This window comes from Halopiger djelfimassiliensis (assembly GCF_000455365.1).
Taxonomy (GTDB): Archaea; Halobacteriota; Halobacteria; order Halobacteriales; family Natrialbaceae; genus Halopiger_B; species Halopiger_B djelfimassiliensis.
Window position 1 is genome coordinate 244,053 of the sequence record NZ_HG315684.1, and the last position, 24,420, is coordinate 268,472.

Here is a 24,420-nt window from a genome sequence, read left to right on the forward strand (position 1 = left end):
CCAAAACAGCCGTGTGGTTCGCGGCCAGTTCGACGTCTCGACCCAAACAGCTACGGTCTCGGTACCTGATACTCCTTGCAGACAGCATGACCCTTCCGAAACGAGAATATTCCACTGGATTGGACGTTCTCGATCGATTCATCGGCGGTGGACTCAAGGCGGGGGTACTCACTGCGCTACGGGCACCGGCAGGATCGCAAAGCGAGCGACTCCTTGCCGAGATCATGGCCGAACACCGAACGGTATTCGTCTCGACGACCCGTCCCGAATGGGAAGTTCGTGACTGGATAGAGCGGACGGTCCCCGTCCGTCGGAACCTGACGGTTCATGCCCCTGCAGTCGATTCCCTGCTGGCGGAGCCGCTCGACGTGCTCGATTCGATCCCACGGGAGTCGTTGCTCGTCATCGACCCGATAAACGCTCTCGAGGACGGCTCGCGGGAGCGGTACCTCTCGTTCCTGAATACGATCAAAGAACGGCTCCGCGAAACTACCAGCGTCGGTATCGTCCACTGCCTCGAGTCGGAACATCCCCCGTCGAATCGGGAACTGACGCTGAAGCGGGCGGATCAGGTCTGGGAACTCGAGGTCCTCGCCCGCTCCCGCGAAATCAAGACGCGACTGCTCATCACGAAGGCCCGCCGAGGGCTGGTGTTCGACAGACCCATCCCGCTGGTGTTGTCCGATACGGTTCGCATCGACCATAGTCGGAACATTTAGTGGCGGTTCATCGGTCCGTTCCGATCTATCGCCTACTCGCGGCGCGTCTTCACCGCGGTTCCCGAGAGATTGACCCAGAGCATACCTTCGCCCATCTCTTCGTAGTCGAACGTCGCACCGACGACGGCGTCGGCATCGAGTTCCGTCGCTTCCGCTCGAATGTCGGCGATCGCCTCTTCGCGACCGGTCTCGATTTTCTTCTCGTAGGAGCCGCTTCGCCCGCCAACGATGTCGCGGATGCCGGCGGCGATGTCGCTGACGACGTTCGCGCCGATGACCGCTTCGCCCGATACGACGCCGCAGTACTCAGTTATCTCTCGGCCGTCTATCCCATCCGTCGTCGTAACGATTACGTCCGTCATACACGTCAGCGTGCGGCTGGTCTCTGCATAAACGTAGCGTCGCGGTTACAGAGTCAGTACATCGTGGCGAAAGTACATATACGGCCTCGGCTCGAGTACGGTGGACTTGCGAACGGATATCCGGCTTGGTTTCACAACCTAGTGTAAAAATATATCTCACACTGAATGACAGATGAGGTATGATCAATCTGATACTGGGTGGTTTGCTGCTCGTGATCGGGATCGCCAATATCGTCAGGCCGTACAAAATCGCCCGGCTCGAGGAGCGCGTGGACGCGATCGGCAGTAGGCGGTCGTGGTACGATGTCGAGCCTGCCAAATGGAAGGTAACGCTCACTCGGCTTTCCGGAATCGCGATAACGCTGTTCGGACTTCTCGTCTTCGCCAACATTTGACCGTCTCGAAAGCCGCCCGAGAAAAGTCATGCTCGCCACTGAACCGTTCCTTACACCGTCTCACCGCTTCCGAGAGATCCTCCGAAACGAAAACGGTCGCCTCTCGAACGCTATCGGACCGCCCGCGTCGCGTCGTCGATGATCTCGAGCGCCGTCTTGAGATCCTCCATCCCCGTCGCGTAGGAGAGGCGCGCGTATCCCGCTCCGTGAGCGCCGAAGGCCTCTCCCGGCACCACGATCACGTCGCGCTCGAGCACCGCGTCGCACCATCCGTCCGGAACGTTCGGCATTGCGTAGAAAGCCCCCTGTGGCGTCGGCACTTCGAGACCGGCGTCCTCGAGGCCGTCGAGGACGACGTCGCGCCGGGTTTCGAAGGCTTCGACCATCTCCGCGACCGGCTCCTGTGGACCGGTCAGTGCGGCTTCGGCGGCGAACTGCGCGGGTGCGGAGGCACAGGCCTGCCCGTACTGGTGGACCCGGAGCATGCGTTCGATGCGGCGGTTCGAGGCGACGACCCAGCCGAGCCGCCAGCCGGTCATCGAGTAGGTCTTCGAACAGGCGCTGACGACGACCACGTTGTCGGTCTCGGCGAACTCCATCGGCGAGCGGTGCTCGCCCTCGAAGACGATGTGTTCGTACACCTCGTCCGAGAGACAGAGGACGTCGTGCTCGTCGGCGATGCGGGCGAACTCGCGCATGTCGGCCTCGCTCTGGACGGCCCCCGTCGGGTTGGCCGGGCTGTTGACTACGAACGCCGCCGTCTCGTCGGTGATCGCGTCCTCGACGGCGGCCGGGTCGAGCGTGAGATCGTCCCGGAGCGACACGGGCGTTGGCGTGCCGCCGGCGATCCGGGTCAGTGCGTCGTAGGAGACAAAGCCCGGATCGGGGAAGATCACTTCCTCGCCCGGATCGACGTGTGCCTCCAGCGCCAGATGCAGCGCCTCGCTCCCGCCGGCGGTGGCGATCACGTCCGCGGGATCGATCTCGAGCCCGTACTCCCGGTCGTACTTCGCGGCGATGGCCTCCCGGAGCTGGGGCGTGCCCTTGTTCGACGTGTACGCGTCGGTCCGGCCGGCCTCGATGGCTTCGATTGCCGCCCGCCGGGCGTGAGCGGGCGTCGGAAAGTCCGGCTGGCCGATACCGAGATTGATCGCGTCCTCGCTTGCGGCCTCGAACACTTCGCGGATGCCGCTTATCGACACCTCCTCGACCCGGGTTGCGAACTCCGTCATTGGTACATTAAACGGCTGACGCCGACCCCGATAACTCTTGATGTGATCGATGCTGTCACATGTCATAACAGGTAGAAACTGGCGGTAATAGCGCTGTTACGCCCCGTTTTCGTGTTTCTCAGTCGAGAAGTGGCCACAACGAATATGCGCCTCGTTTCGCACTACAGTGGTGATGGCGACTCCCTCTCGACGTACACTCCTTGCCGCGGGAGCGACCGGAACGCTCGCATTGACCGCCGGCTGTCTCGATTTCGTTCTCGGGAAAGGCCCGCTCGAGTTCGACTCCAGTCGCGTGGCTCCGACCGAAACTGCTCTGACCGAGACCGAATACGAGAACCAGACCGTCGAGGAAGAGACGATCGAGGAAACGATCGATGTCGGCGTCGAACGCGAGATCCGGGCTTCGCTGTGGCGCTCTCACTACTCGAAGGAAATCGAATATCAGGGACGGACGCACGAGGGAGCTCTCTTCGCTGCCGTTTCGGTTCCGGCGATGGAGGTCCTCGGGCGGTCGTTCAACCCGCTCGACGACATGTCCAACGAGGAACTCCTCGAGCGACTCCTGAGCGAAGTCGACGGGGAGCAGGGCAACGTCGAAAACATCCGTCACGACGAGTCGTTCGGACTCGAGATCCTCGGGGAGGGTCGTGAAGTCGACCGCTTTGTGGGGCAATCCGAGTTCGATGGCGAACCGATCGACGTCGAACTCACGCTTACGGCCGTTTCCCACGCCGACGACTTGCTCGTGTTACTGGGCAGCTATCCGCGGAACTTCGCCGAGGAGGCGGTGAACGTGGAACTGTTGATGGAATCCGTCGAACACCCGGTCTGACGGCGTGACGTTCCCGTCGGCCGCCGGTGGCTCGGTCGGGCCGCGTTGTCGCACTCGTTCTGGGCGGGCCGACGGACGGCGAGAAAACGAGACGAAACGGCGGTTCAGTAGAACTCGCGGACGAGATCCATCGCGTCCTCGGGCGCACCCTCGGGAATGTCGGACATGTCCTCGGTGACGCCGTGCTGTTCGTGGTACGGCACGGAGTTTTCGTCCTTGTACATCACGCCCTGATACTCCTTCTCGCCGTCGAGGATGACCTTCTTGGCGGACTCGTAGTCGGTTGGATCGTGATCCTGTTCCTGAAGGTCGACGAGACTGTCACGGAAGTAATCGTAGGTGTCGACGTCGTTGAACGTAACACAGGGGCTGAAGACGTTGACGAAGCCGAATCCGTCGTGCTCGATCGCCTTCTGGACGATCTCCTGATGGCGCAGGGCGTCGGAGGCGAACGACTGGGCGATGAAGGTCGCGCCGGAAGCCAGTGCGAGCGCGAGCGGGTTGACCGGCGGCTGTTTGGGACCTTCGGGCGTCGTACTGGTCTCGAAGTCCGACCGCGAGGTCGGCGAGGCCTGTCCTTTGGTCAGCCCGTAGATGCGGTTGTCCATGACGACGTAGGACATATCGACGTTGCGACGGACCGCGTGGACGAAGTGGCCGGCACCGATCGAGTAGCCGTCGCCGTCGCCGCCGGCGACCATGACCTCGATGTCGGGGCGGGCCATCTTGACGCCCGTTCCGACCGGGAGCGCACGGCCGTGAACCCCGTGGAGGGCGTAGCTGTGCATGTAGGTCCCGATCTTACCGGAACAGCCGATTCCGGCGACGACGAACGTGTTGTCGGGATCGTTGCCGGTCTCGGCGAGGGCTTTCATCATGCCGTTCATCGTCCCGAAGTCGCCGCATCCGGGACACCACGTCGGCTGCTTGTCGGATTTGAAGTCGGTGAATCGTACGTCGGAGCTCATTATGCTGGCACCTCCTCGGAGAGTCGTTCGGTGATCTGTTCGGCGAGTTCGTCCGCCTTGAAGCGGACGCCGGTGTACTTGTTGATGCGCTTGAGGCGGGTAAGTGCGTCGTGTTCGAGCAGGTCCGCGAACTGGCCGGTCGCGTTACACTCGACGACGATGACTTCCTCGGCCGCCTCGATCTCGTCGGAGAGGTCGGGCCGCGGGAAGATGTAGGGCACCGAGATCACGCGGACGTCGATGCCGTCTTCCTCGAGGTAGTCCAGCGCCTCGACGAGCGCGCCCTCGTTCGATCCCCACGAGATGATGAGGTTGTCCGAATCCGAATCGCCGAACTCGCGGTAGTCCCAGTCTTCCCGCTCCTGTGCGGTCTCGACCTTGCGGTAGCGCTTGTCGACCTGTTGGACGCGCTCGTCCTGATCCTCGGTCCGGCGACCGAGTTCGTCGTGCTCGAGCCCCGTGCTCATGTGTGCACCGTCGGTCGTACCGGGAATCGCCCGCGGGCTGACGCCGTCGTCGGTGACGGCGTGGGCGCGGAACCGACCCTGGGCGTCGAGCCACTCGTCGACGTCGTCCTCGTCGACGAGTTTGCCCCGGTCGATCTCGACGGCGTCCATGTCGAAGGTTTCGGGTTCGAAGGTCTGTTCGGTGACCGACATCGCCAGATCGGAGACGAGGAAGACCGGCGTCTGGTACTTCTCGGCGAGGTTGAACGCCTCGACCGTCTTCCAGAAACACTCGGAGATCGACGTCGGTGTGACGACGAACCGCGGGACTTCGCCGTGGCCGCCGTACAGCGCCATGTTGAGGTCGCCCTGTTCCTGCTTGGTCGGCATCCCCGTCGAGGGACCCGAGCGCTGGACGTCGGCGATGACAAGCGGCGTCTCGCTGGTCGCGACCAGACCGAACGTCTCGGTCATGAGGTCGATCCCGGCACCCGAGGTTGCGGTCATCGCTCGCGCACCGGATCGGGCGGCACCGAGTGCCATGTTGATCGCCGAGAGTTCGTCCTCGGCCTGAACGACGTGCCCGCCGTAGTCCTCGATACGGCCCGTCAGGTACTCCATAATCGACGTCGCGGGCGTGATGGGATACCCGGAGTAGAACCGACAGCCTGCGGCGATCGCACCCATACCGACCGCCTCGTTGCCGTTGAGCAGGACGTAATCGCTGTCGGTCGTCTCGAGGTCGTACCCGAGGTGATCCAGGTCGTAGTTCTCCTGTACGTACTCCTGTCCCAGACGGGCGGCTTCCTTGTTGTTCTCGACGATCTTCGAACCCTTGCCGCCGAAGCGCTTCTCGAGGGCCTCGTCGAGGTACTCGACGTCGAACCCGGTGATCTCACACGCGGCACCGAGCGCGACGATGTTGCGCATGATCGCCCCGCCGGCGTCTTCCGCAAGCGACTTCAGCGGGACGTCGACGGCCGTCATCTCGTCGGGAATTTCGGCCTCCCAGGATCGTTCGCCGTCGTAAATAATGGCGCTGCCCTCGTGGAGTTCGTCCAGGTTCTCGTCGATGGTACGCTGGGTCAGTGCGACCAGAATGTCCAGTCGGTCGACGACGCTCTGGACGCGATCGACGGAGGTCCGGATCTTGTAGGCCGTGTAGCCACCCCGGATTCGCGACGCGAAGTCTTTCGACGTGAATACGTGCCGTCCGGCTCGGGAAAGTGCCTGAGCGAAGATTTTACCGGTGGAGTCGATACCGTCTCCGGCTTCGCCTCCGACCGCCCAGTTGAGATCCTCAGCCATGTTATGCTGCACCTTGCTCCCAGTAAATGAAAAGGCTTCTGAAACCCCAACCGATTCACCATCCCGAGAGCTGATATGTCCGGCTCTCAGAGAAAACAATTATTAATAGTTATGAATTTTTTCGGATAAGTGTGGTACCATCAGTTCTCGCGCTGGAAGTAGAATTTGTACAGAATATACGCAAAGTATACCACTGATTTGTAATCTCCTCGGGAGTGGTTATCTGCATCACAATAGCCCGTCCCGATAATGCAACGTATGTGAAATGCATTCCTCGTTCGATACCTCGATCGGGGAACGAAACGGCTTTTCAATGTGACGGCGAACGCGTTCGACATGGAGGGCACGCCAGTCACCGTCGAATCGGTACGCGAAGTCGGCCCGGACACCGTTGCACTCGAACTCGAGACGCCCGCGAAGTTCGACGCGTTGCCCGGTCAGTTCGTCCTGCTCCGGGCCGCCCCGGAGGGCGAGGAGATCGCTCGCCACTACACGCTCTCCTCGTCGTCGGTCGGGGACACCTTCGAGATTACGGTGGGGATCGACCCCGACGGCGACCTCTCGCCGTGGCTCGCGGGACTCGACGGTGGCGAAACCGTTCATATCGACGGCCCCTTCGGAACGATCACCTACGAAGGCGACAGGGACGTCGTCCCCATCGCGGGCGGCCCGGGCATCGGTCCCGCGGTTTCGATCGCCGAGGCCGCCCACGAGGCGGGCCACGAGGCCGTCGTCATCTATCAGGACGACGATCCGGCTCACCGCGAGCGACTCGAGGCCCTCGAGACCGCGGGCGCGACGGTCCGCGTCGTTGACGAAGACGCCGACGCGGAACTCGCGGACGCGATCGCCTCTCACCACGAGGAGGGACAGCTGTACGCGTTCGGGTTCGACGACTTCGTCACGTTCGTCGCGGACGCGATCGACGACGCCGGCGGCGATGCCGACGACGCGCTGATCGAGAACTTCGGGTGAGCGTCGATCCACGCGCAGTACGGACGACCGTCGCGCTCGCTCGAGAGCCGTCAGGATTCGATCTCGACGACGTCGCCGTCACACTCCGGGCACGTATCTCGATCCCTGTAAAACCGTTTTTCGCACTCGCGGCAGCGATACGTCGCCGCGTCGTCCCGCGCCGCCTCGGCCTCTTGTTTGAACTCCTCGACTCTCTCACCGAGGCGTTCGAACAGGCTCATGCGTCAAGACACGTGACATACCCGCATAAGTTTTCTTACTGAAGTAACATATCCGGCGGGAGAGTCACGTCTACGGGTGAAACTCGGCCACCAGTGCAGGCAGGGCCGCGTGCACTCGTCTCACGGAACCCTTATCCGTGTGTCGCTGCTCTCTATAGAAGCAATGGCAAAAGGTAACGTTGATTTCTTCAACGACACAGGCGGCTACGGTTTCATTTCGACGGACGATGCGGACGACGACGTGTTCTTCCACATGGAAGACGTTGGCGGCCCGGACCTCGAAGAAGGGACGGAGATCGAATTCAGTATCGAACAGGCCCCCAAGGGTCCCCGGGCGACCAACGTCACTCGAGTCTAGCTCCGATACTTCGACCGACGTTTCTCGTTTCTTACCTGCGGGTCTCGTCCGACTGAGCGGCGGCTATCGTCGTTGACGGTCGGTTCGGCCCGAGCGCTCAGTGTTCGACGAGTTCGAGCAAAATCCCGCCCGTATCCTTCGGATGCAGGAACGCGACCGTATGTCCCCACGCACCGGATCGTGGCTCGTCGTCGATGAGTCGCACGTCGTTGGCTCGCACCGTCTCGAGCGCGTCTTCGATGTCCGCGGTCGCAAGCGCCAGATGGTGAATTCCCGGGCCGTTGGCCTCGAGATACTGGGCAATCGTCCCCTCTTCGAGGGGTTCGAGCAGTTCGAAGTAGCCGCCGTCGCAGTCGAGAAAGACGACTCGCATCCCGTCGAATACCTCCTCGTGAACGGTTTCGAGGCCGAAGAGGTCGGCGTACAGATCGGCGAGTTCACCCGCGTCCTCGGTTGCGATTCCCGCGTGATCGAAGTGCATGATCGTCCGTTACTGACCAGCACCCAAATATCGACGGGGTCTCCGGCGGCCGGCGGGCTCGAATCGGTCCCCTCTCGAGGGTACGCGACGGGGCCGCTTCGGGAGAAAGACGATCCCGATCGACCGGGAGCTACCCCGCAAACCCCGGTCACTGCAGTCCGAGTCTGGCCGCCAGCGCGGCCCACCGACTCCCGCTGGCCTCGGCGACCGCCGCCATCTCGTCGTCGGTCAGCTCGAAATCGAAAATATCGGCGTTCGCTTCGATGTGGTCGCGCCGCGAGGCTTTCGGAATCGCCGCCACCATCGGCTGCTGGAGCAGCCACCGCAACGCGACCTGTGTCGCCGACTTGCCGTACGGTTCGCCGATCTCTGCGAGCCGATCGTCCCCCGGAACGGCCCCCTCCGCGAGCGGGCTGTAGGCCGTCAGGCAGACCTCGTGCTCGAGGCAGTACTCGAGTAGTTCGTCCCGTCGGTGGAACGGGTGGTACTTCACCTGGTTCGCCACGATCGGCGTCTCGGAGCACTCGATCGCCCGCTCGAGTTGTGCGACCGAGAAGTTGCTGACGCCGACGTGGTCGACGCGCCCGTCGTCCTGCAGGTCGTTCATCGCGGCCACCGTCTCCTCGAGCGGGGCCTGATCGCTCGGGGCGTGCAGCAAGAGCAGATCGACGGTCGTCAGTCGGAGCCGCTCGAGGCTCTCGCGGGTGGACTCGCGGACGTCGGCGGGTGCGGCGTTGCTCGGATGGACCTTGGTGACGACGAAGACGTCATCGCGGTCGACGGCGCTGTTCGCGATCGCCTCGCCGACCGCCGCCTCGTTGTCGTACAGCTGGGCGGTGTCGACGTGTCGGTAGCCGGCCGCGAGCGCAGTCTCGACGGCCCGCCGACAGTCGTCGCCGGTCATCCGCGCCGTCCCGAGACCGAGCGCCGGTATCTCGGCACCGTTCGCGGTGATCGTTTCGGTCGTCGCGTCGCTCACGGGCGGCCGTTCACCGCCGGTCGCCATCAATGGTCGGTCCGAAAAACACGTAGTCGGCCTCGAGTGCCGCAGTGATCCGTAGTCGTCCGGGCGGCGACGCGAGTCGCTACGCGCCGTTCCCGTCGGTTTCGTTGTTCTCGTCGATGGGTTCGTCCTGGACGTCTTCGGTCGCGTTCTCCGCTTCTTCGGCATCGGCCTCGGCCGCGCCGTCGGGCGTCTCTATCGAATCGCCCTCGCCAGGCGGGACGATCCGCATGACCGCGCCGGTGTCCCCTTGGGGAACCCCCTCTCGGTTCGCGAGTACGTACACGTTCCCGTCGTCGTCGCGGCCGAACTGCCGGACGAAGTAGGGGAACGAGCCGTCCTCGGACCCCGCCACCTGCAGTTCTTCCATCTCCCAGAGGTCGTCCCGCGGGACGACCTCGTCCTCGAGGTCCGCGTCTGCGCCAGCGTCGGTCTCGTTGCCGGTTTCGTTGTTCTCGTCGATGGGTTCGTCCTGGACGTCTTCGGTCGCTTCCTCCTCGACGTCTTGTCCGTCGGCACCGACGTCACCCGTCTCGTTGTCCGCCATCCCGTCATCCGGTTGCTCGGCCGCGCCGCCGGGTTCCACGGCGGCGAAGAGACGACCCGCCGGTTCCTCCCGTGACGGATCGGCGGTCCAGTCGCCGAAGACGTACTTGCCGTCCAGGTCGCCGATCTCGCCGGCTTCGTACACGTGGCCGCCGACGATCACGATGCCCACGACGTTGCCCTCGTAGACGTGGGGGTACTCGACGATCGGGTCCTGCAACTCCTGGCCATCGTAGGGCGGTTCGTCCGGGGCCGAGTCCGGACAGTCCTCGGGTGGATCGCTCGGACTGTCGGTGCTGAAACAGTGTGTCCCCTCCTTGACGTTCCAGCCGTAGTTGCCGCCCGCTTCGACGATGTTCGCCTCTTCGAAGAGGTCCTGTCCGGCGTCGGCGACGAACATGCGATCGTCGCTGTCGAACGTGATACCGAACGGGTTCCGGAACCCCCACGCGTAGTACTCGTCGAGGCCCTCATCTTGATCGACCAGCGGGTTGTCGTCCGGAATGGCGTACGGTCGCTCGTCATCGCCCTCGGCGTCGACGTCGATCCGGTGAACTCCCCCGAGCAAGTTCTCGGTGACGTCCTGTCCGTTCCCGCCGTCGTTCTCGTCGTACCAGTCGTCGACGTGACCCTCCATGTCGTCGTTCGCGCCCCCGCCGTCGCCCATCGGAACGTACAGGTAGCCGTCCGGTCCGAACGCCATCGGCCCGGAGACGTGGTTGTACTGTGGCGACTGAAACTCCATCAGGACGCGCTCCGATTCCGGATCGCCCTGACTCCGTTCCTCGTCGGCCATAAACTCCGAGACGACCTCGACGTGGCTCCACCCCTCGGGGGTCTCGTCGTTCGGCGGCGCGCTGTAGTGGACGAAAAACCGCCCGTTCTCCGCGAAGTCCGGGTGTGGCTCGACCCCCAACAGCCCCCGCTCGTCGTAGTCCTGTTCCGGATCCGCATAGTCGCCCTCGAACGTGCCGAGTTCGACCAACCGATCGCTCACGTCGAGGAACGGTTCGTCCTGCAGGCCGTCCTCGCCGACGATCCAGAGTTCGCCGGTCTGATCGGCGACGAAGTACCGCCCCTCGCCTTCGTCGGCAACGGCGAAATCGGTCGGTGCCGTCATCCCCTCCGCGAGCGTCTGGACGCCGATCTCGGTGCCGGGTTCGAAGAACCTCGCCGCTTCGTCTCCCTCTTCGCCTCCGCCCCCGGCCGTGTCCCCGCCACCGACCGAAATATCCCCACGCATCGTCGCCGTGTGGGGCTCACAGTAGTACTCCGCCATTTCGGTCGTCGCCTCGAACTCGAGCGTCTGGGTTTCACCTTGCTCGGCCAGCAGTTCGGTCCGCTCGAGTTCCTCGCCGTCGTCGGTTTCGATGACGAAGTTATGCGGGAGGCCGTCGAGGTTCTCCCAAGTGAGTTCGTAGGTGGTACCGGCCTCGAGTTCGAGCGTCGGGTTTTCTTCGCCCGCGATAGCTTCGGGTGCGACCCCCTGCCAGCCGCTCGTCTCGCCACCGAGTTCGATCGTCTCGGGTTCCTGGGCCCGCCCGAGATCGCTCAGGCCGATGACTCCGCCTGTAACTACGGCAGCTTGCAGAACGCGACGCCGGGACGTCAAGCGGTGACCGTCGGTCGAGTCCGGTACGGAGATCGGTCGTCCGTCGGGATGATCGCTCATTTTGACTCTCCGACAGCGCCGTCGGCCGAAACTCGGATAAACCACTCCCACCGTTCCTTCGAGTTCGTCGTTCAACCTCGTGTTATCCTCGGATCGCCCGACGAGAGCACGGATAACCCGGTATTACCCGAATCGAATCCGCGGTGTTACCGACGGTAGTACCCCGTTCTGTCGTCGGAGAACTCGTGGCTGGGACACAACGCGGCAGCGCCGTCTGTCAGACGGTGCCGCCGGGCTGGTACTCGCCGAACTCGTCGCGCATGACATTACAGATCTCGCCGACCGTCGCGTACGCCTTCACGGCCTCGATGATGGAGGGCATGAGGTTGTCGCCGTTCCGTGCCGCCTCGCGCAGCGCCTCGAGTTTCGCGTCGACGGCCTCGCCATCGCGTTTCTCGCGGACGGCCTCGAGGTGATCGATCTGGCGTTGCTGGTCCTCCTCGGTGACCTCCTGCACGTCGATTTCGGGGTCGTCGTCGACCTCGAACTCGTTGACGCCGACGATGATGCGCTCTTTCTCCTCGATCTCCCGCTGTCGGTCGAACGCGGTATCCTGGATCTGACGCTGGACCCACTGGGACTCGACGGCCTCGAGCATGCCGCCGCGTTGGTCGACGTCGTCCAGAATGCCGTAGGCCTCCGCCTCGACCTCGTCGGTCAGGGATTCGACGTAGTAACTACCCGCGAGCGGGTCGATGGTATCCGCCGCACCGGACTCGTGGGCGAGGATCTGCTGGGTTCGGAGGGCCGTCCGGACGGACTCCTCGGTCGGGAGCGCAAGCGCCTCGTCTTTGCCGTTCGTGTGGAGGCTCTGGGTACCGCCGAGCACCGCCGCGAGCGCCTGATAGGCGACGCGGACGACGTTGTTTTCGATCTGCTGGGCGGTCAGCATCGACCCCGCGGTCTGGGTGTGGAACTTGAGCTGTTTGGACTTGGGGTTCTCGGCGTCGAACCGCTCGTCCATGATATCGTGCCACATCCGGCGCGCCGCGCGGAACTTCGCGACTTCCTCGAAGATGTTGTTGTGTCCGTTGAAGAAAAACGACAGCTGGGGGGCGAACTCGTCGACGTCGAGTCCGGCGTCGATCGCCGCTTCGACGTACTCGATGCCGTTGCCGAGAGTGAAAGCCAGTTCCTGTGCGGCCGTCGAACCCGCCTCGCGGATGTGATAGCCGGAGATAGAGATCGTGTTGAACTTGGGCGTCTCGTCGGCGCAGAACTCGAAGATGTCGGTGATGATCCGCATGGACGGCTCTGGCGGATAGATGTAGGTGTTGCGGGCGATGTACTCCTTCAGGAGGTCGTTCTGGATCGTTCCGCGCAACTCCTCGCGGTCGACACCCTGTTTGTCCCCAACCGCGATGTACATCGCCAACAGCACCGATGCCGGGGCATTGATCGTCATCGAGGTCGAGACTTCGTCGAGCGGAATCCCGTCGAAGACCGTCTCCATATCGTCGAGCGAGTCGATCGCGACGCCCGCTTTCCCGACCTCCCCGGCGGCCATCCCCGCGTCGGAATCGTACCCCATCTGGGTCGGCAAGTCGAACGCCATCGACAGCCCCGTCTGGCCCTGATCGAGCAAGTAATGATAGCGCTCGTTAGTATCCTCGGGCGTCGAGAAGCCGGCGTACTGGCGCATCGTCCACAGTCGCCCTCGATAGCCGGTCGAGTAGACGCCACGCGTATAGGGCGGCTCACCCGGATACCCCAGATCCTCCTGATAGTCGAAATCGGCGACGTCCTCGGGCGTGTAGAGACGGTCGACCTCCTGCCCTCCCGTATCCGTCGTGAATGTCTCTTTCCGCTCGCCGAACCGTTCGAGCACCGGCTCGACTTCCTCCTCGTGCCACTCCTCTTTCCCGGCACGAATCTCCTCGAGTTCGTCGGAATCGAACATTATAGTTACCGAGGATCGGAGAGGGCTTGAAGGTTGATGACTTCGCCGTGTTCGGCTTTCACTCCGCTCCCGAACGTCCGAGAGCGCACTCAGGGATCGATCGCCGCCGGCGACAATCCGTCGGTCAGTTCCGCACTGATGAGTGCAGCGTGGCCCCGCCGCAGCCGTTCCGACAGCGCCTGATGGGACACGCCCAGTTCCGCGGCGAGTTCCTCGAGCGTGATCCCCCGTGGAACGTCGAAATAACCCAGTTCGTGGGCCGTACAGATCGTCTCGTACTGTGTCTCCGTCAGCGGCGTTCGTGACCGATCGAGGCCGTCGATGCCGGTCACGCGTCGCACTTCCACGCCGAAGTCGTACGTCTCGAGCAGTTCGTGACACGTCGAGACGGCTTCCCGGTCGTGAAACAGCAATTGCATCGTCCAGGTCCCGTCCCGACCGCGGGCCGTCAGAACGGCCCCGCCGGGTTCCGAAACCAGCTGTTCGAACAGTTTGATGCCGTCATCGAACGCGAGTCGGAACAGGTAGTGTTCGGCGTCGGTCTCGTCTCCGGGACCCGATCGCAGCTTTCCCCGCAGGTTTGCGACGACTTCGACCGACGGATCCGCCTCGAGTGCCTGCGCGACGGTGTGGCGGTCCGGGCCCGTCGTACTGACAATCGGCGGACTGTCCCCGATCACGCCGCCGATCCGGAACTCGAACGCCGGCACCCGATCGAACGTCCGAGCAAGTCCGAGCCGATCAGCCGGAATCTCGAGTTCGACGACCGTCGTCATCATCGGAGTGCACCACGAAAGCGTATAGACGAATTGGGTTTCCGGAAGCCTTTCCCGCCATCCAATCGACGTGAGTCTCACTCGAGCGTGAGGCTCACGACCGCTGACGCTATAATAACAGCTGAAACGATTCACACACCGATCGCACAGCCCTCGTGCGATCGGGTGTGCATTGAGGCTACTATAGTTTCGGATCGGCTCCGCTTGACACCCGTGACGACCCGCGCCGTCTCCGGACCCAACCGTCATCCGTCCGTTTCCTAATACCGGTATCCAATGCAAATTATGGATTGGATGAGTAAGTATAAAGTTGGGAGGTGAGAAAACACTGATGGCCAGCGCCGGGCGTCTGGCCGACAGGGAATACAGGGCACGACCGGTTACCGCCTCGTACTGGCTGGGGAACCGGAGTGCCGAACGCACGGTTTCGACTTTTCCGAGACTCTCCCTCCGTCGCGCGTCCCGACTGTCGACGGGACGTCCTCCGGTTGTTCGTCGCGCCATCGACACCGACCCGACGGCGTCCGTCCGCTCGAGCCAGAATCCAGCCGCTACCGCGAGCAGCCCAAGGACGCTGGTCTCCAGCCTGCAATCGCCCGCTTCGAGGAGTGTGCCAGTCCAGCATCACTGACAGTCCGATCGCCGCCACGAGCACTGCTTGTCCCACCGGTCCCCGGTTCGGCCTCGGTAAACTGTCCTGCGCAAACGCCGCCTACATTGACCATGTGTACCCACACAGCGGGCAGGAGAGCGCTCCGCCTTTCACGAGCAGGTAGCTTCGGTCACACCGGGAGCATGGGCAGCCGATCGAGACGCCCGCTTCACGTGCGACACCGTCGAGCGTGTTCTGGACCTGCACGAGCCGCTGTTCGGCCGTTTCGAGTCGGGCGACGATTCGCTCGAGGTCCGGCTGGCTAGTACGGCGAGCGTGACGTCTCGTTGGGATTCGTCGGGCCATACGGTACTCTATGCGGTTCGAGCACAAAACATCGCCCCCCGCTATCCGGCTCGACGGACCGCTTGAGCGAGGCTTACGTTCCTGTCGCCGTCACGTTCGACAGTTTCCAACTCCCGTACGTACTCGCCCCGGCCAGAACCGCGACGAGGATGCCCGCCACGACGTTGCTCCAGAACAGCGGTTGGTTGGTCACTCCGAGGACGAACGGGGCTGCAACCGTCCACAGCCCGAGCAGAAGAACGACAAGCGGTGCTGCGATGCTGGGAAGCGGGCCGCCGGACGGAACGGCTGCGACGGATGCGGCGCCGGCGGCGATCGCGGCTCCGACGAGCGCGTTGTTTACGATGATCCACCCTGCGCCGGTAAAGAGGACGCCCGACAACAGGACCCAGGCACCGAGCCCGGCTGCCAGTCCAGCCGTTCGCTGTGCCATCGGCGATGCGGCCGCGACCGATCGTGAGTCGCTCATGGATGTGTGTCCGTGCCCCAGGACGCTAAATGTACACCGCGCATCGTGCAACTCCCAGCCTGTCGTCCCACCTACGGACGACTGTCTTCGCCCGACGACCTACAGGAGCGGTATCAAAGGGGTTGAAGATGCTGGCCGCCGTGTTAAGGTGCGGGGTGATTCCCATGGACGATCACAGCCGAATTGTGGCCGTCTGTAACCGCTGCGAATCGGTATACGCAGCGAAAGTCCTCGCCGACGGAACGATTCGTCCCATCGGAACGACGTCGTGCTCCTGTGGGGCCGAAACGTTTCGACCGCTCGGGTAACCGGTTCCGTCCCGAACCGGTAGCACAATCCCGTTTCGTGGAGTCACGAAACGCCGTTCGCCAGCCCTCGCTCGAGCGATCAGAGCCGCTCGAGACGAATCGCTCTATAGCGATCGGTCTCCTACCTCGGAAAAGGGACGGAGATAGCTCCGGTGAGAGGCAGAATAGATGATAGCAACGAAAGGGAAAGAATGGATGCTTGAACAGATGGCCTGCTGTTCTTCGCCGTGTGTTTCGACACAGTAACCGAGTGAACCGCCTCGGGGTCAAGTCGTTCGAGAATCTTTGATTCTCGTGATCACGGAAATCTCCGATTTCCGGACGACCCCGAGGCACTCGGCCTGTTCCGCCTGTAGATCACCGGCTACATGCCGCTCCTCCGCCCAGTCGGTCGAATAACTCAGTGACTGGGTATAGCGGTGTTCGGGAGCAGAATCACTCACCAGTATGCGGGTGAGGAACCGATCGATGAGGAAATGGGGTCGGAGGGATTTGAACCCCCGATCGACTGATATCTCCGGTGCGCCTCGGAACTCCAGAGGGTCATCACACGGACACTGATCAGGTGCCCGATCAGTATATCAGTCTGGAGTGTCGTCCCGGGCGCGGTGCCTCTGGAGTCAGTCGCCATGCCTGGCTTGGCCACGACCCCTCGTCACTCAGTTGGGGGATCCGCCCTAAAGTGGTTTCGATTCGGGATCCGGCTCACAGCCACGGGGCCCGGCCATCGGTCTCGGTCGTGTCGTCGCCGGGATAGGTGCTGTCGTCGTCGGCACCCTCCTCGGGTTCTGAGGCGACCCAGCCACCGACGACGGGCCTCGAGCCGGTCTCTCCGCCGTCGGTCAGCGTTCCGGCCGGCGGTTCGCGGCCCTCCGTCGGCGCTCCATCGTCGGGGCTCGAGTCGCGTTCGTCGGTCGTCTGGGGACCGATCGGCGGATCGATCGCGAACACGCCGGCGACGATCAACGCGGCGAGGGGTGCCTGGCCGAACGCGTCGGTCAACAGCGAAAGCGGCAGGAGTCCGAGCGCGACGGCGCTCCCGAAGCGGAACCGATCGAGGTTCATGTACTCCCGCAGGTACGGGCCGCTGAGGGCGACGGCGAGCGCAAACGCGACGCCGACGACCGCGGCCAGCGTGGCGTTTGCGACCAGCCCCGGATCGTTCATGAGCACGAACGTGGCACCGCTTGGATCGATGCTCGCGATCAGTCCGAGGCTGATGATCACGCCCGGACTCGGCAGATACTCGCCGATCGTCGCGCTTGCGGTTTTGGCCGCGATCGCGAGGATGACGACCGCCGCGAACCGCTCGAAGATCTGCTCCTGGAGCAGACTGCCGATCGCCGGCGCTAACACCGCCTGGACGACCGCGAGCAGTATCAGCGGGACCCCGACGAGCAGGACGACTTTCGCCTGCTCGCGGGGCGTTCCGCTCATTTCCGCGAGTATTACGGCAACGGTGGCGCTGCCGCCGAAGATCAGCAATCCGGTCTGGATCGCACTCAGGGGATCGTCGAGTCCGCCCGCGAGGATCAACACGGGGAAGATGCCATCGACCAGTGGCAGCATCATCACCAGCGCTAGGAGTCTGGTGTCACCACCGACGAGACGCTCGAGGCGGAAGGCAACCGGGTGTCGGGAGGTACTCATCGCTTAGGGACGATGGCCGTAACCCGAGGCCAATGGGTGATAGGGAGAACGGTCCCGAACTGAGCGGTGGCTCCGACACCAGAGTACCCAGTTTCGGCCTCGTGCTGTGAGTTTTGATTTCCGTGTAAAATTCCCGAACGTATTCTCGGCGACGGAGTCGAAGCTCGTCCGACCAACGGTTCGGGATTCGCTGGAACTCACAGCGTGCATACGTGAACAGAGACAGGGGCTGTCAATAAACGTTGTGTGAGATGCGGTTCCACAACTCGGTGTATTTCCGGCAATACAATCCAGATGCGAACGCGGGTGCACAAATATGGCTGCAAGGTTGACGCTAGTCAATTTGAGACCTGTGACCAAGGACATGGATCGAACGGCGACAACCGTTCTCGGACGCCGCCATACCGTCTAGGGTCCGGACAGTCACCGTCCCGATCTCGCAACGTTTTTTGCCGGCGGAATCTGACGGTTGACATGGCGAACGACGTTCCCGAGCACGAGCCCTATTCTTCGAAGCTGGAGGTACCGGAAGCACTAACGTTCGACGACGTCCTTCTCCGACCCAAAGAGAGTCGGGTCGAACCGGACGACGCGGATCTCACCTCGCGCGTCTCCAAGAACGTCGAGGTCTCCGTCCCGATCCTTTCTGCGGCGATGGACACGGTCACCGAGAGCGAGATGGCGATCGCGATGGCTCGCCACGGCGGCCTCGGCGTCCTCCACCGGAACATGAACGTCGACCAGATGGTCGACGAGATCGACCGGGTCAAAAGCGCCGACGAACTCGTCATCCCACAGGAGTCGGTGGTCACCGCCGACCCCGACATGTCCGTTCGGGAGGTCGACGAACTGATGGCCCGCGAGGGCGTCGGCGGCGCACCCGTCGTCAACACCAACGGCGAAGTGCTGGGGATAATCTCGAGCACGGACATCCGTCCTCACCTCGAAGTCAACGAGGACGACCCCGTCACGGAAGCGATGACCGACGAGGTGATCACGGCTCACGAGGACGTCGACGCGCGCGAAGCGTTCGATCTGATGTACGAGCACAAGATCGAACGCGTCCCGGTCGTCGACGACGAGAACCTGCTGGTCGGGCTGGTGACGATGCAGGGAATCCTCCAGCGCCGCGAGTACAAGGAAGCGGTCCGGGACGAGGACGGCCGCCTTCGCTGTGGCGTCGCCGTCGGCCCGTTCGAGACCGATCGAGCGACAGCCGCCGACGAGGCCGGTGCGGACGTGCTCTTCATCGATTGTGCCCACGCGCACAACCTGAACGTCATCGACGGTGCACGGGAGATCAAAGACTCCGTCGAGGCCGACGTCGTCGTCGGTAACATCGGCACTCGCGAGGCGGCCGAGGACATCGTCGACTTCGCGGACGGCCTCAAGGTCGGCATCGGGCCGGGATCGATCTGTACCACCCGCGTCGTCTCCGGGTCCGGAATGCCACAGATCACGGCCGTCGCGCAGGTCGCGGATGTCGCAAGCGACCACGACGTGCCGGTGATCGCCGACGGCGGTATCCGCTATTCGGGCGACGCGATCAAGGCGATCGCCGCGGGTGCGGACGCCGTCATGCTCGGCTCGTACTTCGCCGGCACCGACGAGGCACCCGGCCGCGTCGTCACCATGAACGGCAAGAAGTACAAGCAGTACCGCGGCATGGGCTCGGTCGGCGCGATGAAATCCGGAGACGGCGACCGCTACCTGAAGGACGAACCCGACGAAGAGGAGGAGTACGTCCCCGAGGGCGTCGAGGCCGCGACCCCGTACAAGGGCTCGCTCAAGTCCGAACTCCACCAGCTCGCGGGCGGCATGCAGTCCGGCATGGGCTACGTCGGAGCCGAGACGATCCCCGAGTTCAAACAACGCAGCGAGTTCGTCCGCGTCTCCGCGGCCGGACAGGCCGAGAGCCACGCTCACGACGTGGTCATCACTGACGAAGCGCCCAACTACTCGCCCGACAGCGAATAAGCACCGCTCGCTCTCCGCAATTTTCCCTCGAGCAGACAAAGCGGGCCTGTCGCCGGATCCGCTTTCGGGGCGGTTCGGCCGCCCTCGCGTTCGGGTCCGGGAGAAAGAAAATACATACGTGCATCCGCTCCGGAGTATCGACCGTGAACCGCCGTAGGGTACTTCAGTCCGCCGGAGTGATCGCCACGGTGAGCCTCGCGGGCTGTGTCGAAGGCGTCAAAGAACACTTTCAGGGCAGCTTCCGGGGGCTCGTCCCGGTCGAGATCCACAGCGAAGCCGACCGGTACTACAACCTCCAGCTCGAGGCCTACGAACTCGAGACGAACCGCATGATCTACGACCAGGGATTCTCGGTCACGCCCAATCAGACGGTCGCTTCGCCACACCTCGAGGCGACGGAGCAGCGACTCCGGGTCGTCAAGTTCGACGAGGAAACCGAGGACGAAGCCGCCGTGGAGGAAGTCCCGGTGACGTCCAACACCGACCTCGTCGTGATCACGCTCTACGACGACGGTCTCGACGTCGAGGTACGGCGCGGTGACGAGGACGCGTCCGGGCCACGGAGGCCGGTCGACGACGGGACAGAGCGGGGGGATGCCGGCAGTACCAACGACACTACCGACGGCAATACGACCGGCACTAGCAACGCCAGCAATACCAACGCCACCGACGGCGACGCGTAACCTCAGGGATACGGGTGAAACTCCCGTTCGAGTCGCGGTTCGAACCCGAGGGTCGTCGGCACTGTTTTCGCTCGCTCGCCGAAGTACGGATCGCCGGTAAACAGCGGCTGCGCACCGGGAACGACGACCCGAACCGCCTCGAATCCGACCGTCGCTACGTCCCGAGTCGTTACCCGTGCGGCGTAGGGCGTCAGGTCGGCGTCGGTGACCCGATCGATCAACGTCTCGAGCCGCTCGGTCCCGCTGGGAACGCGATCCGGGCCGACGCTCGCCGCAGGGATCGTTCGCTCGACGTCGACGAACGCCCGCGCGGCGTCCGGGAACGAGGCGTACTCGCCGATCGCGCCGGACGCGTCGGCCGCGTCCGTCGGGCCGAGACTGCGCAGCTCCATCCAGTTCTGAAGCGCTTCTTCGAGCGCCGCGGTCGCCGCCGCCGGGGCGTCGAGGCTTGCCGCGGACCCGACGGCGAAGGCCGGCCACGCGTCGTCGTCGCCGTCGACGGGGGTGTTCGTCCCCTCGGGATCGCGGTGGACGGCGACGGCGACGACGGGGACGTCGATATCCTGCGTGACGAGCAACGGCGTCACCGACAACCCCTCGCCGGCCGCCCGCCGCTCGAGCCTGTCGAACGCCTCGCTCTCGACGGCGAGTCCGAGCGGCTCGAACGTCGAGTACCAGGCGAGCATCGTCGCGTCGCGTTCGATGACTTCCGTCAGCCCCGACCGCAGAGCGTCGACGGTCGAGGACCCGAGCCCGAGACCGGTCGTGATCGACGGGACGAGCGCGTCGCCGGGCTGGGGGAACTGGACCGCCGCGGCGGGGAGGTGAGTCGCCTCCCCGGTCGCGAGGTTCTCGCCGGGAACCCATCGGTACTCGCCGCTGGCGTCGTATGCCGACGCGTCGTCCGGACGAACGAGTTCCGTCGGGGAAACGGCAGTTTCGAGGCTCGTTTCGCTGTCGTGAACGAACGCCGAATCGCGATAGACGCCGGCACAGTAGCGCTCGAGGCCTTCGCCGACGGCTTTCATCAACGCGGCGTTCCAGTCGTCGGCGACGCCGGCGGCCTGCGTCGGCGCGCTGGCGTCGCTGTAGGGCGTCGTCTCCGCGGTCGTCGCGAGGTAGTAGGGGGCCGGAAATGACTCGAGTTCGCCGATATCCGTGACGAGGCCGACCCGATCGTCGATCGCTTGCTCGGCGGCGTCGACGGCGGCCTCGAGCGCGAGCGACTCGTCGTCGCGCTCGAGCCGTCGGTCCCGGTCACCGTCGGCACACGCACAGCCCGGGACGGGAAGGACCCGACGCCGGGTATGTGGCAGTTCGACGACGTGGCCGAGAACCGACCGTTCGGCTCCGGACAGAACCCGGACGCACTCCCGGCCCGCGAGCGCGCCGGCGAACCGCGCAGTGGAGCGGTCGGCACGCGGGGCGTCGTCCGTCTCGTCGACGGTCGAAGCGACCCGTGCCCTGAGACAGTCGAAGCAACCGGTTTCCGGTGTGAACCCCGATACTGCGGCGTCGACCGCAGACAGCGGATGGCCGCCGACGCCGCCGATTTCGACGGCGATCCACGGAGTATCGCCCGCGCGGGCGGCGTCGGCCGCCCGTTCGAACGTCGCCGAACCGGCGACGTCGCTGACGACGGCAAACCGGGCGTCCGCGAGGTCGTCGGGGCGAGCGCCTTCCACGGTGACGTCGACGTCTCCGAGCGCGGCGACGACGGCCGAACGGACCGGATCGTCGCCGACGACGTGTACCTGCATACCAGAACGCTCACAGGCAGGCGGCAAAAGCGTCGCGCTCGGTGGCCGTCGGTTCGATCGCTCGAGTCGACCCGAACGACGAACTTGCGACACGGAATGACCGCTCAGGAGTCGGATTCGGAGTCGGTCCGCTGGCGCGTCTCCGAGACGTCGATGACGTCGCCCGTCTCCGACGGCATGTCCTCGCCTTCCTGAATCGCCTGGGCCTCCTGCTCCATCGCTTCGATGTCCAGTTCGGTGTCCTCGATCTCGCCGATCATCTCGGCGATGTCGTCCAGCCCGATCAGTTCACGGGTCTCCTCGTCGAACTCGAGGCTCTCGAGTTGCTGGCCGTCAGCCTCGATGTCGCTGCCCGAGAGGTGTTTGCCGTAGCGGCCGATCATCGAGGTCAGTTCCTGGGGCATGACGAACGTCGTCGACTCGCCCTGGCCGATCTCGGCGAGGGTCTCCATACCCTTGTCGATGACGGCGCGCTCGCCCATCGATTCCGCGGAGCGAGCACGGAGCACGGTCGAGATCGCGTCACCCTGCGCTTCGAGGATCTGACTCTGCTTTTCACCCTGGGCGCGGATGATGTTCGACTGCTTGTCACCCTCCGCCTTCTCGACGGCGCTGCGGCGTTCACCCTGGGCCTCGAGGATCATCGCGCGCCGACGCCGCTCGGCGGAGGTCTGTTGCTCCATCGCACCCTTGACGTCCCGGGACGGCGTGACCTCCCGAACTTCGACGGACTCGACGCGAATCCCCCACTCGTCGGTCGGTCTGTCGAGTTCTTCCCGGATCCGGGCGTTGATCTTTTCGCGCCGACTGAGGGTATCGTCGAGTTCCATGTCCCCGATCACGGCGCGCAACGTCGTCTGGGCGAGGTTCGAGACGGCACGCTCGTAGTCGTCGACCTCGAGAAACGCCCGTTTGGCGTTCATCACCCTGATGTAGACGACGGCGTCCGCCGTAACCGGCGAGTTGTCCCGCGTGATCGCCTCCTGACTCGGCACGTCGAGCGTCTGGGTGCGCATGTCGAACGTGTACACCCGCGAGACGAACGGCGGAACGATGTTCAATCCGGGTTCGAGTAGTTTGCGATACTCGCCGAAGACGGTCAGTGCCCCCCTGTTGTACGCGTCGACGATTTCGACCATCGACCAGACGGTAAGGACCGCAACCGCGAGTACGAGCAGTCCCACGACGATCGCCGGATCGGCCGTGACCTCCTCGAGTTGTAAGGGGCGGCCGAGCATCAGTTCCTCCATCATTTATCCTGCGGGTTCTGGAGGAATAACTCTTGGCCGTCAGCGGAACACCGTTCAGCGAACGTGACAGTCGTGAGGCCTGATTTCGTCCAATACTGGGACAGTCGACCGGCAGCACTGACCGCGTACACGCGGCGAATCCCGTGCTGGTACAGCCGCTACTCGTCTGCGGTTTCGGTCTCGGATTCGGAGGTGTCTCCCTCGGGTTCGTCGCCCTCGTCGTCCTGCTCGAGTTCGCCGTTCGAGACGGTCACCTGAGCGTTCTGGATGACCTTGTCGCCCATCTCGTAGCCGGGGGTGTAGACGTCGGCGATGGTCCCCTCGGGCTGGGGGCTATCGACCTGCATCATGACCTCGTGGCGCTGCGGGTCCGTCTCCGTACCGGGGTCGGGGTCGATCTCCGTGACGTTCTCGTCCTCGAGAATGCGGTCGAACTCCCGGAGGGTCATCTCGACGCCGTCCCGGAGACTATCGACGTCGTCGCTGTCCTCCTCGAGGGCGCGTTTCAGGTTATCGCGAACGCCGATGAGCCGCTCGACGAGGTCCTCCGTCGCGCGATCTTTGATCTGTTGCTGGCGCTTTTTCGCCCGCTTCTTGTAGTTCTGGAAGTCGGCCTGTTTGCGTTTGAGTCGGCTCTTCAGGTCCTCGATCTCCGCTTCGTACTCCTCGAGTTGCTCGTCCCGTTCGGCGAGGGTTTCCTCGCGTGCCTCGAGTTCGTCCTGAAGGTCGCCGATGGTTTCGGCCTGAGACTCGACCCGTTCCGTGAGATCCTCGAGTTCCGCCCGCTGGTGATCGACGGTACTCGAGAGGTCCCGTGCCTCTTCGACGATCGAGTTGACCTTGTGCGCGAGTTCGTCGTCGTACTCCGTGACACGGTCGAGCAGCCGCTGAACGTCGTCGCTCGTTTCGGGGTCGTCCCCGGTCGATTCGTCGTCGCCCGATTCGGCGTCGTCGGTACCGGCGCTCCCGTCAGCGTCGACGCTTTCGGTCGCCGGTTCGGCCTCCGGTTCAGCCGTCGACTCCGCGTCGGTCGCGGCCGCAGTATCGACGTCGGTCGTATCGCCGTCGTCGGATTCCTCCTCGGACGGGACACCCTGGGCAGCCGAATTCGTGCCCTCGTCTTCGCTCATGTTCTGGTCAACGAACAGCGGTAATAAAAGGGTTGAGGTCG

The 24,420-nt window shown here is 63.9% G+C and carries 22 protein-coding genes and 1 tRNA gene; 7 read left to right on the plus strand and 16 right to left on the minus strand.

The window, feature by feature from the left end; all coding sequences use genetic code 11:
- Positions 1 to 86 precede the first annotated feature (86 nt).
- Positions 87 to 719: an RAD55 family ATPase gene (locus tag TX80_RS01270; protein ID WP_154658546.1), complete on the plus strand. Its 633-nt coding sequence runs from the start codon at positions 87 to 89 to the stop codon at positions 717 to 719.
- Positions 720 to 751: 32 nt separating this feature from the next.
- On the opposite strand, the gene TX80_RS01275 is transcribed toward TX80_RS01270, so the two are convergent.
- Complete coding sequence (locus TX80_RS01275) at positions 752 to 1,081, minus strand: YbjQ family protein (RefSeq protein WP_049921057.1); 330 nt, start codon at positions 1,079 to 1,081, stop codon at positions 752 to 754.
- A 179-nt stretch (positions 1,082 to 1,260) separates the two neighbouring features.
- On the opposite strand from TX80_RS01275, the gene TX80_RS01280 reads away from it, so the two are divergent.
- A complete protein-coding gene (locus tag TX80_RS01280; RefSeq protein WP_049921059.1) occupies positions 1,261 to 1,476 on the plus strand; it encodes a hypothetical protein in 216 nt (71 codons plus the stop codon).
- A 110-nt stretch (positions 1,477 to 1,586) separates the two neighbouring features.
- On the opposite strand, the gene TX80_RS01285 is transcribed toward TX80_RS01280, so the two are convergent.
- Positions 1,587 to 2,708, minus strand: a complete 1,122-nt coding sequence (locus TX80_RS01285; protein ID WP_049921060.1) for a pyridoxal phosphate-dependent aminotransferase — start codon at positions 2,706 to 2,708, stop codon at positions 1,587 to 1,589.
- 172 nt (positions 2,709 to 2,880) lie between these two features.
- On the opposite strand from TX80_RS01285, the gene TX80_RS01290 reads away from it, so the two are divergent.
- The gene (locus TX80_RS01290; protein WP_049921062.1) at positions 2,881 to 3,540 is read left to right on the plus strand and encodes a DUF6517 family protein; all 660 of its coding nucleotides are present in this window, start codon (positions 2,881 to 2,883) and stop codon (positions 3,538 to 3,540) included.
- A gap of 104 nt (positions 3,541 to 3,644) precedes the next feature.
- Here TX80_RS01290 and TX80_RS01295 read toward each other — a convergent pair whose 3' ends face one another.
- On the minus strand, positions 3,645 to 4,508 hold the full coding sequence (locus tag TX80_RS01295; RefSeq protein WP_049921063.1) for a 2-oxoacid:ferredoxin oxidoreductase subunit beta: 864 nt from the start codon (positions 4,506 to 4,508) through the stop codon (positions 3,645 to 3,647).
- Positions 4,508 to 6,262, minus strand: coding sequence for a 2-oxoacid:acceptor oxidoreductase subunit alpha (locus tag TX80_RS01300; RefSeq protein ID WP_049921064.1), 1,755 nt, complete (start codon positions 6,260 to 6,262; stop codon positions 4,508 to 4,510). Before TX80_RS01300 ends, TX80_RS01295 begins: the two co-directional genes overlap by 1 nt.
- Before the next feature lie 336 nt (positions 6,263 to 6,598).
- On the opposite strand from TX80_RS01300, the gene TX80_RS01305 reads away from it, so the two are divergent.
- Positions 6,599 to 7,237: a ferredoxin--NADP reductase gene (locus TX80_RS01305; RefSeq protein ID WP_049922149.1), complete on the plus strand. Its 639-nt coding sequence runs from the start codon at positions 6,599 to 6,601 to the stop codon at positions 7,235 to 7,237.
- A 50-nt stretch (positions 7,238 to 7,287) separates the two neighbouring features.
- On the opposite strand, the gene TX80_RS19245 is transcribed toward TX80_RS01305, so the two are convergent.
- Positions 7,288 to 7,458: a hypothetical protein gene (locus TX80_RS19245; protein ID WP_195893011.1), complete on the minus strand. Its 171-nt coding sequence runs from the start codon at positions 7,456 to 7,458 to the stop codon at positions 7,288 to 7,290.
- 163 nt (positions 7,459 to 7,621) lie between these two features.
- On the opposite strand from TX80_RS19245, the gene TX80_RS01310 reads away from it, so the two are divergent.
- Positions 7,622 to 7,816, plus strand: a complete 195-nt coding sequence (locus TX80_RS01310; protein ID WP_049921066.1) for a cold-shock protein — start codon at positions 7,622 to 7,624, stop codon at positions 7,814 to 7,816.
- A gap of 97 nt (positions 7,817 to 7,913) precedes the next feature.
- Here TX80_RS01310 and mce read toward each other — a convergent pair whose 3' ends face one another.
- From mce to TX80_RS01345, 8 genes are all read right to left on the minus strand, one after another.
- Entirely contained in the window at positions 7,914 to 8,297 is a 384-nt protein-coding gene (gene mce, locus TX80_RS01315) for a methylmalonyl-CoA epimerase (protein ID WP_049921067.1), read from the minus strand.
- A 148-nt stretch (positions 8,298 to 8,445) separates the two neighbouring features.
- Entirely contained in the window at positions 8,446 to 9,303 is an 858-nt protein-coding gene (locus TX80_RS01320; protein ID WP_049921068.1) for an aldo/keto reductase, read from the minus strand.
- A 79-nt stretch (positions 9,304 to 9,382) separates the two neighbouring features.
- The gene (locus TX80_RS01325; protein ID WP_049921070.1) at positions 9,383 to 11,518 is read right to left on the minus strand and encodes a PQQ-dependent sugar dehydrogenase; all 2,136 of its coding nucleotides are present in this window, start codon (positions 11,516 to 11,518) and stop codon (positions 9,383 to 9,385) included.
- A gap of 217 nt (positions 11,519 to 11,735) precedes the next feature.
- Entirely contained in the window at positions 11,736 to 13,418 is a 1,683-nt protein-coding gene (locus tag TX80_RS01330; protein ID WP_049921071.1) for an acyl-CoA mutase large subunit family protein, read from the minus strand.
- 89 nt (positions 13,419 to 13,507) lie between these two features.
- Positions 13,508 to 14,194, minus strand: a complete 687-nt coding sequence (locus TX80_RS01335; protein ID WP_049921073.1) for a helix-turn-helix domain-containing protein — start codon at positions 14,192 to 14,194, stop codon at positions 13,508 to 13,510.
- Between the two features lie 1,031 nt (positions 14,195 to 15,225).
- Positions 15,226 to 15,621, minus strand: a complete 396-nt coding sequence (locus TX80_RS01340; RefSeq protein ID WP_049921074.1) for an SPW repeat domain-containing protein — start codon at positions 15,619 to 15,621, stop codon at positions 15,226 to 15,228.
- 785 nt (positions 15,622 to 16,406) lie between these two features.
- A tRNA-Trp gene (locus tag TX80_RS18830) sits at positions 16,407 to 16,581 on the minus strand.
- Positions 16,582 to 16,634: 53 nt separating this feature from the next.
- Positions 16,635 to 17,579 carry a DUF5794 domain-containing protein gene (locus tag TX80_RS01345; protein WP_049921076.1) on the minus strand — a complete coding sequence of 315 codons (945 nt, stop codon included), beginning with the start codon at positions 17,577 to 17,579 and terminating at the stop codon, positions 16,635 to 16,637.
- Between the two features lie 474 nt (positions 17,580 to 18,053).
- Between TX80_RS01345 and guaB the strand changes: the two genes are divergently transcribed.
- Together guaB and TX80_RS01355 are read left to right on the plus strand one after the other, a co-directional pair.
- Positions 18,054 to 19,556 (plus strand): IMP dehydrogenase, encoded by a 1,503-nt coding sequence (gene guaB, locus TX80_RS01350; protein ID WP_049921078.1) that lies wholly within the window; start codon positions 18,054 to 18,056, stop codon positions 19,554 to 19,556.
- A 143-nt stretch (positions 19,557 to 19,699) separates the two neighbouring features.
- Positions 19,700 to 20,239 (plus strand): hypothetical protein, encoded by a 540-nt coding sequence (locus tag TX80_RS01355; protein WP_081661377.1) that lies wholly within the window; start codon positions 19,700 to 19,702, stop codon positions 20,237 to 20,239.
- A gap of 2 nt (positions 20,240 to 20,241) precedes the next feature.
- Here the strand turns inward: TX80_RS01355 and TX80_RS01360 are convergent, their stop codons facing one another.
- The 3 genes from TX80_RS01360 to grpE form a co-directional block, all read right to left on the minus strand.
- Positions 20,242 to 21,999 carry a YcaO-like family protein gene (locus TX80_RS01360; protein WP_049921081.1) on the minus strand — a complete coding sequence of 586 codons (1,758 nt, stop codon included), beginning with the start codon at positions 21,997 to 21,999 and terminating at the stop codon, positions 20,242 to 20,244.
- A gap of 104 nt (positions 22,000 to 22,103) precedes the next feature.
- Positions 22,104 to 23,249: an SPFH domain-containing protein gene (locus TX80_RS01365; protein ID WP_049922151.1), complete on the minus strand. Its 1,146-nt coding sequence runs from the start codon at positions 23,247 to 23,249 to the stop codon at positions 22,104 to 22,106.
- Between the two features lie 158 nt (positions 23,250 to 23,407).
- A complete protein-coding gene (gene grpE / locus TX80_RS01370; RefSeq protein WP_081661379.1) occupies positions 23,408 to 24,379 on the minus strand; it encodes a nucleotide exchange factor GrpE in 972 nt (323 codons plus the stop codon).
- Positions 24,380 to 24,420: the final 41 nt, after the last annotated feature.

Bases quoted from the DNA above. Each gene is read 5' to 3' on its own strand.
- TX80_RS01330 (WP_049921071.1), bottom strand. From the start codon at position 13,418: ATGTTCGATTCCGACGAACTCGAGGAGATTCGTGCCGGGAAAGAGGAG.
- TX80_RS01300 (WP_049921064.1), bottom strand. From the start codon at position 6,262: ATGGCTGAGGATCTCAACTGGGCGGTCGGAGGCGAAGCCGGAGACGGT.
- TX80_RS01340 (WP_049921074.1), bottom strand. From the start codon at position 15,621: ATGAGCGACTCACGATCGGTCGCGGCCGCATCGCCGATGGCACAGCGA.
- TX80_RS01305 (WP_049922149.1), top strand. From the start codon at position 6,599: ATGGAGGGCACGCCAGTCACCGTCGAATCGGTACGCGAAGTCGGCCCG.
- TX80_RS01310 (WP_049921066.1), top strand. From the start codon at position 7,622: ATGGCAAAAGGTAACGTTGATTTCTTCAACGACACAGGCGGCTACGGT.
- TX80_RS01335 (WP_049921073.1), bottom strand. From the start codon at position 14,194: ATGACGACGGTCGTCGAACTCGAGATTCCGGCTGATCGGCTCGGACTT.
- grpE (WP_081661379.1), bottom strand. From the start codon at position 24,379: ATGAGCGAAGACGAGGGCACGAATTCGGCTGCCCAGGGTGTCCCGTCC.
- TX80_RS01290 (WP_049921062.1), top strand. From the start codon at position 2,881: ATGGCGACTCCCTCTCGACGTACACTCCTTGCCGCGGGAGCGACCGGA.
- TX80_RS01320 (WP_049921068.1), bottom strand. From the start codon at position 9,303: ATGGCGACCGGCGGTGAACGGCCGCCCGTGAGCGACGCGACGACCGAA.
- TX80_RS01280 (WP_049921059.1), top strand. From the start codon at position 1,261: ATGATCAATCTGATACTGGGTGGTTTGCTGCTCGTGATCGGGATCGCC.
- TX80_RS01345 (WP_049921076.1), bottom strand. From the start codon at position 17,579: ATGAGTACCTCCCGACACCCGGTTGCCTTCCGCCTCGAGCGTCTCGTC.
- TX80_RS01365 (WP_049922151.1), bottom strand. From the start codon at position 23,249: ATGGAGGAACTGATGCTCGGCCGCCCCTTACAACTCGAGGAGGTCACG.
- TX80_RS01360 (WP_049921081.1), bottom strand. From the start codon at position 21,999: ATGCAGGTACACGTCGTCGGCGACGATCCGGTCCGTTCGGCCGTCGTC.
- TX80_RS01295 (WP_049921063.1), bottom strand. From the start codon at position 4,508: ATGAGCTCCGACGTACGATTCACCGACTTCAAATCCGACAAGCAGCCG.
- TX80_RS01325 (WP_049921070.1), bottom strand. From the start codon at position 11,518: ATGAGCGATCATCCCGACGGACGACCGATCTCCGTACCGGACTCGACC.
- TX80_RS01270 (WP_154658546.1), top strand. From the start codon at position 87: ATGACCCTTCCGAAACGAGAATATTCCACTGGATTGGACGTTCTCGAT.
- TX80_RS01275 (WP_049921057.1), bottom strand. From the start codon at position 1,081: ATGACGGACGTAATCGTTACGACGACGGATGGGATAGACGGCCGAGAG.
- guaB (WP_049921078.1), top strand. From the start codon at position 18,054: ATGGCGAACGACGTTCCCGAGCACGAGCCCTATTCTTCGAAGCTGGAG.
- TX80_RS19245 (WP_195893011.1), bottom strand. From the start codon at position 7,458: ATGAGCCTGTTCGAACGCCTCGGTGAGAGAGTCGAGGAGTTCAAACAA.
- TX80_RS01285 (WP_049921060.1), bottom strand. From the start codon at position 2,708: ATGACGGAGTTCGCAACCCGGGTCGAGGAGGTGTCGATAAGCGGCATC.
- mce (WP_049921067.1), bottom strand. From the start codon at position 8,297: ATGCACTTCGATCACGCGGGAATCGCAACCGAGGACGCGGGTGAACTC.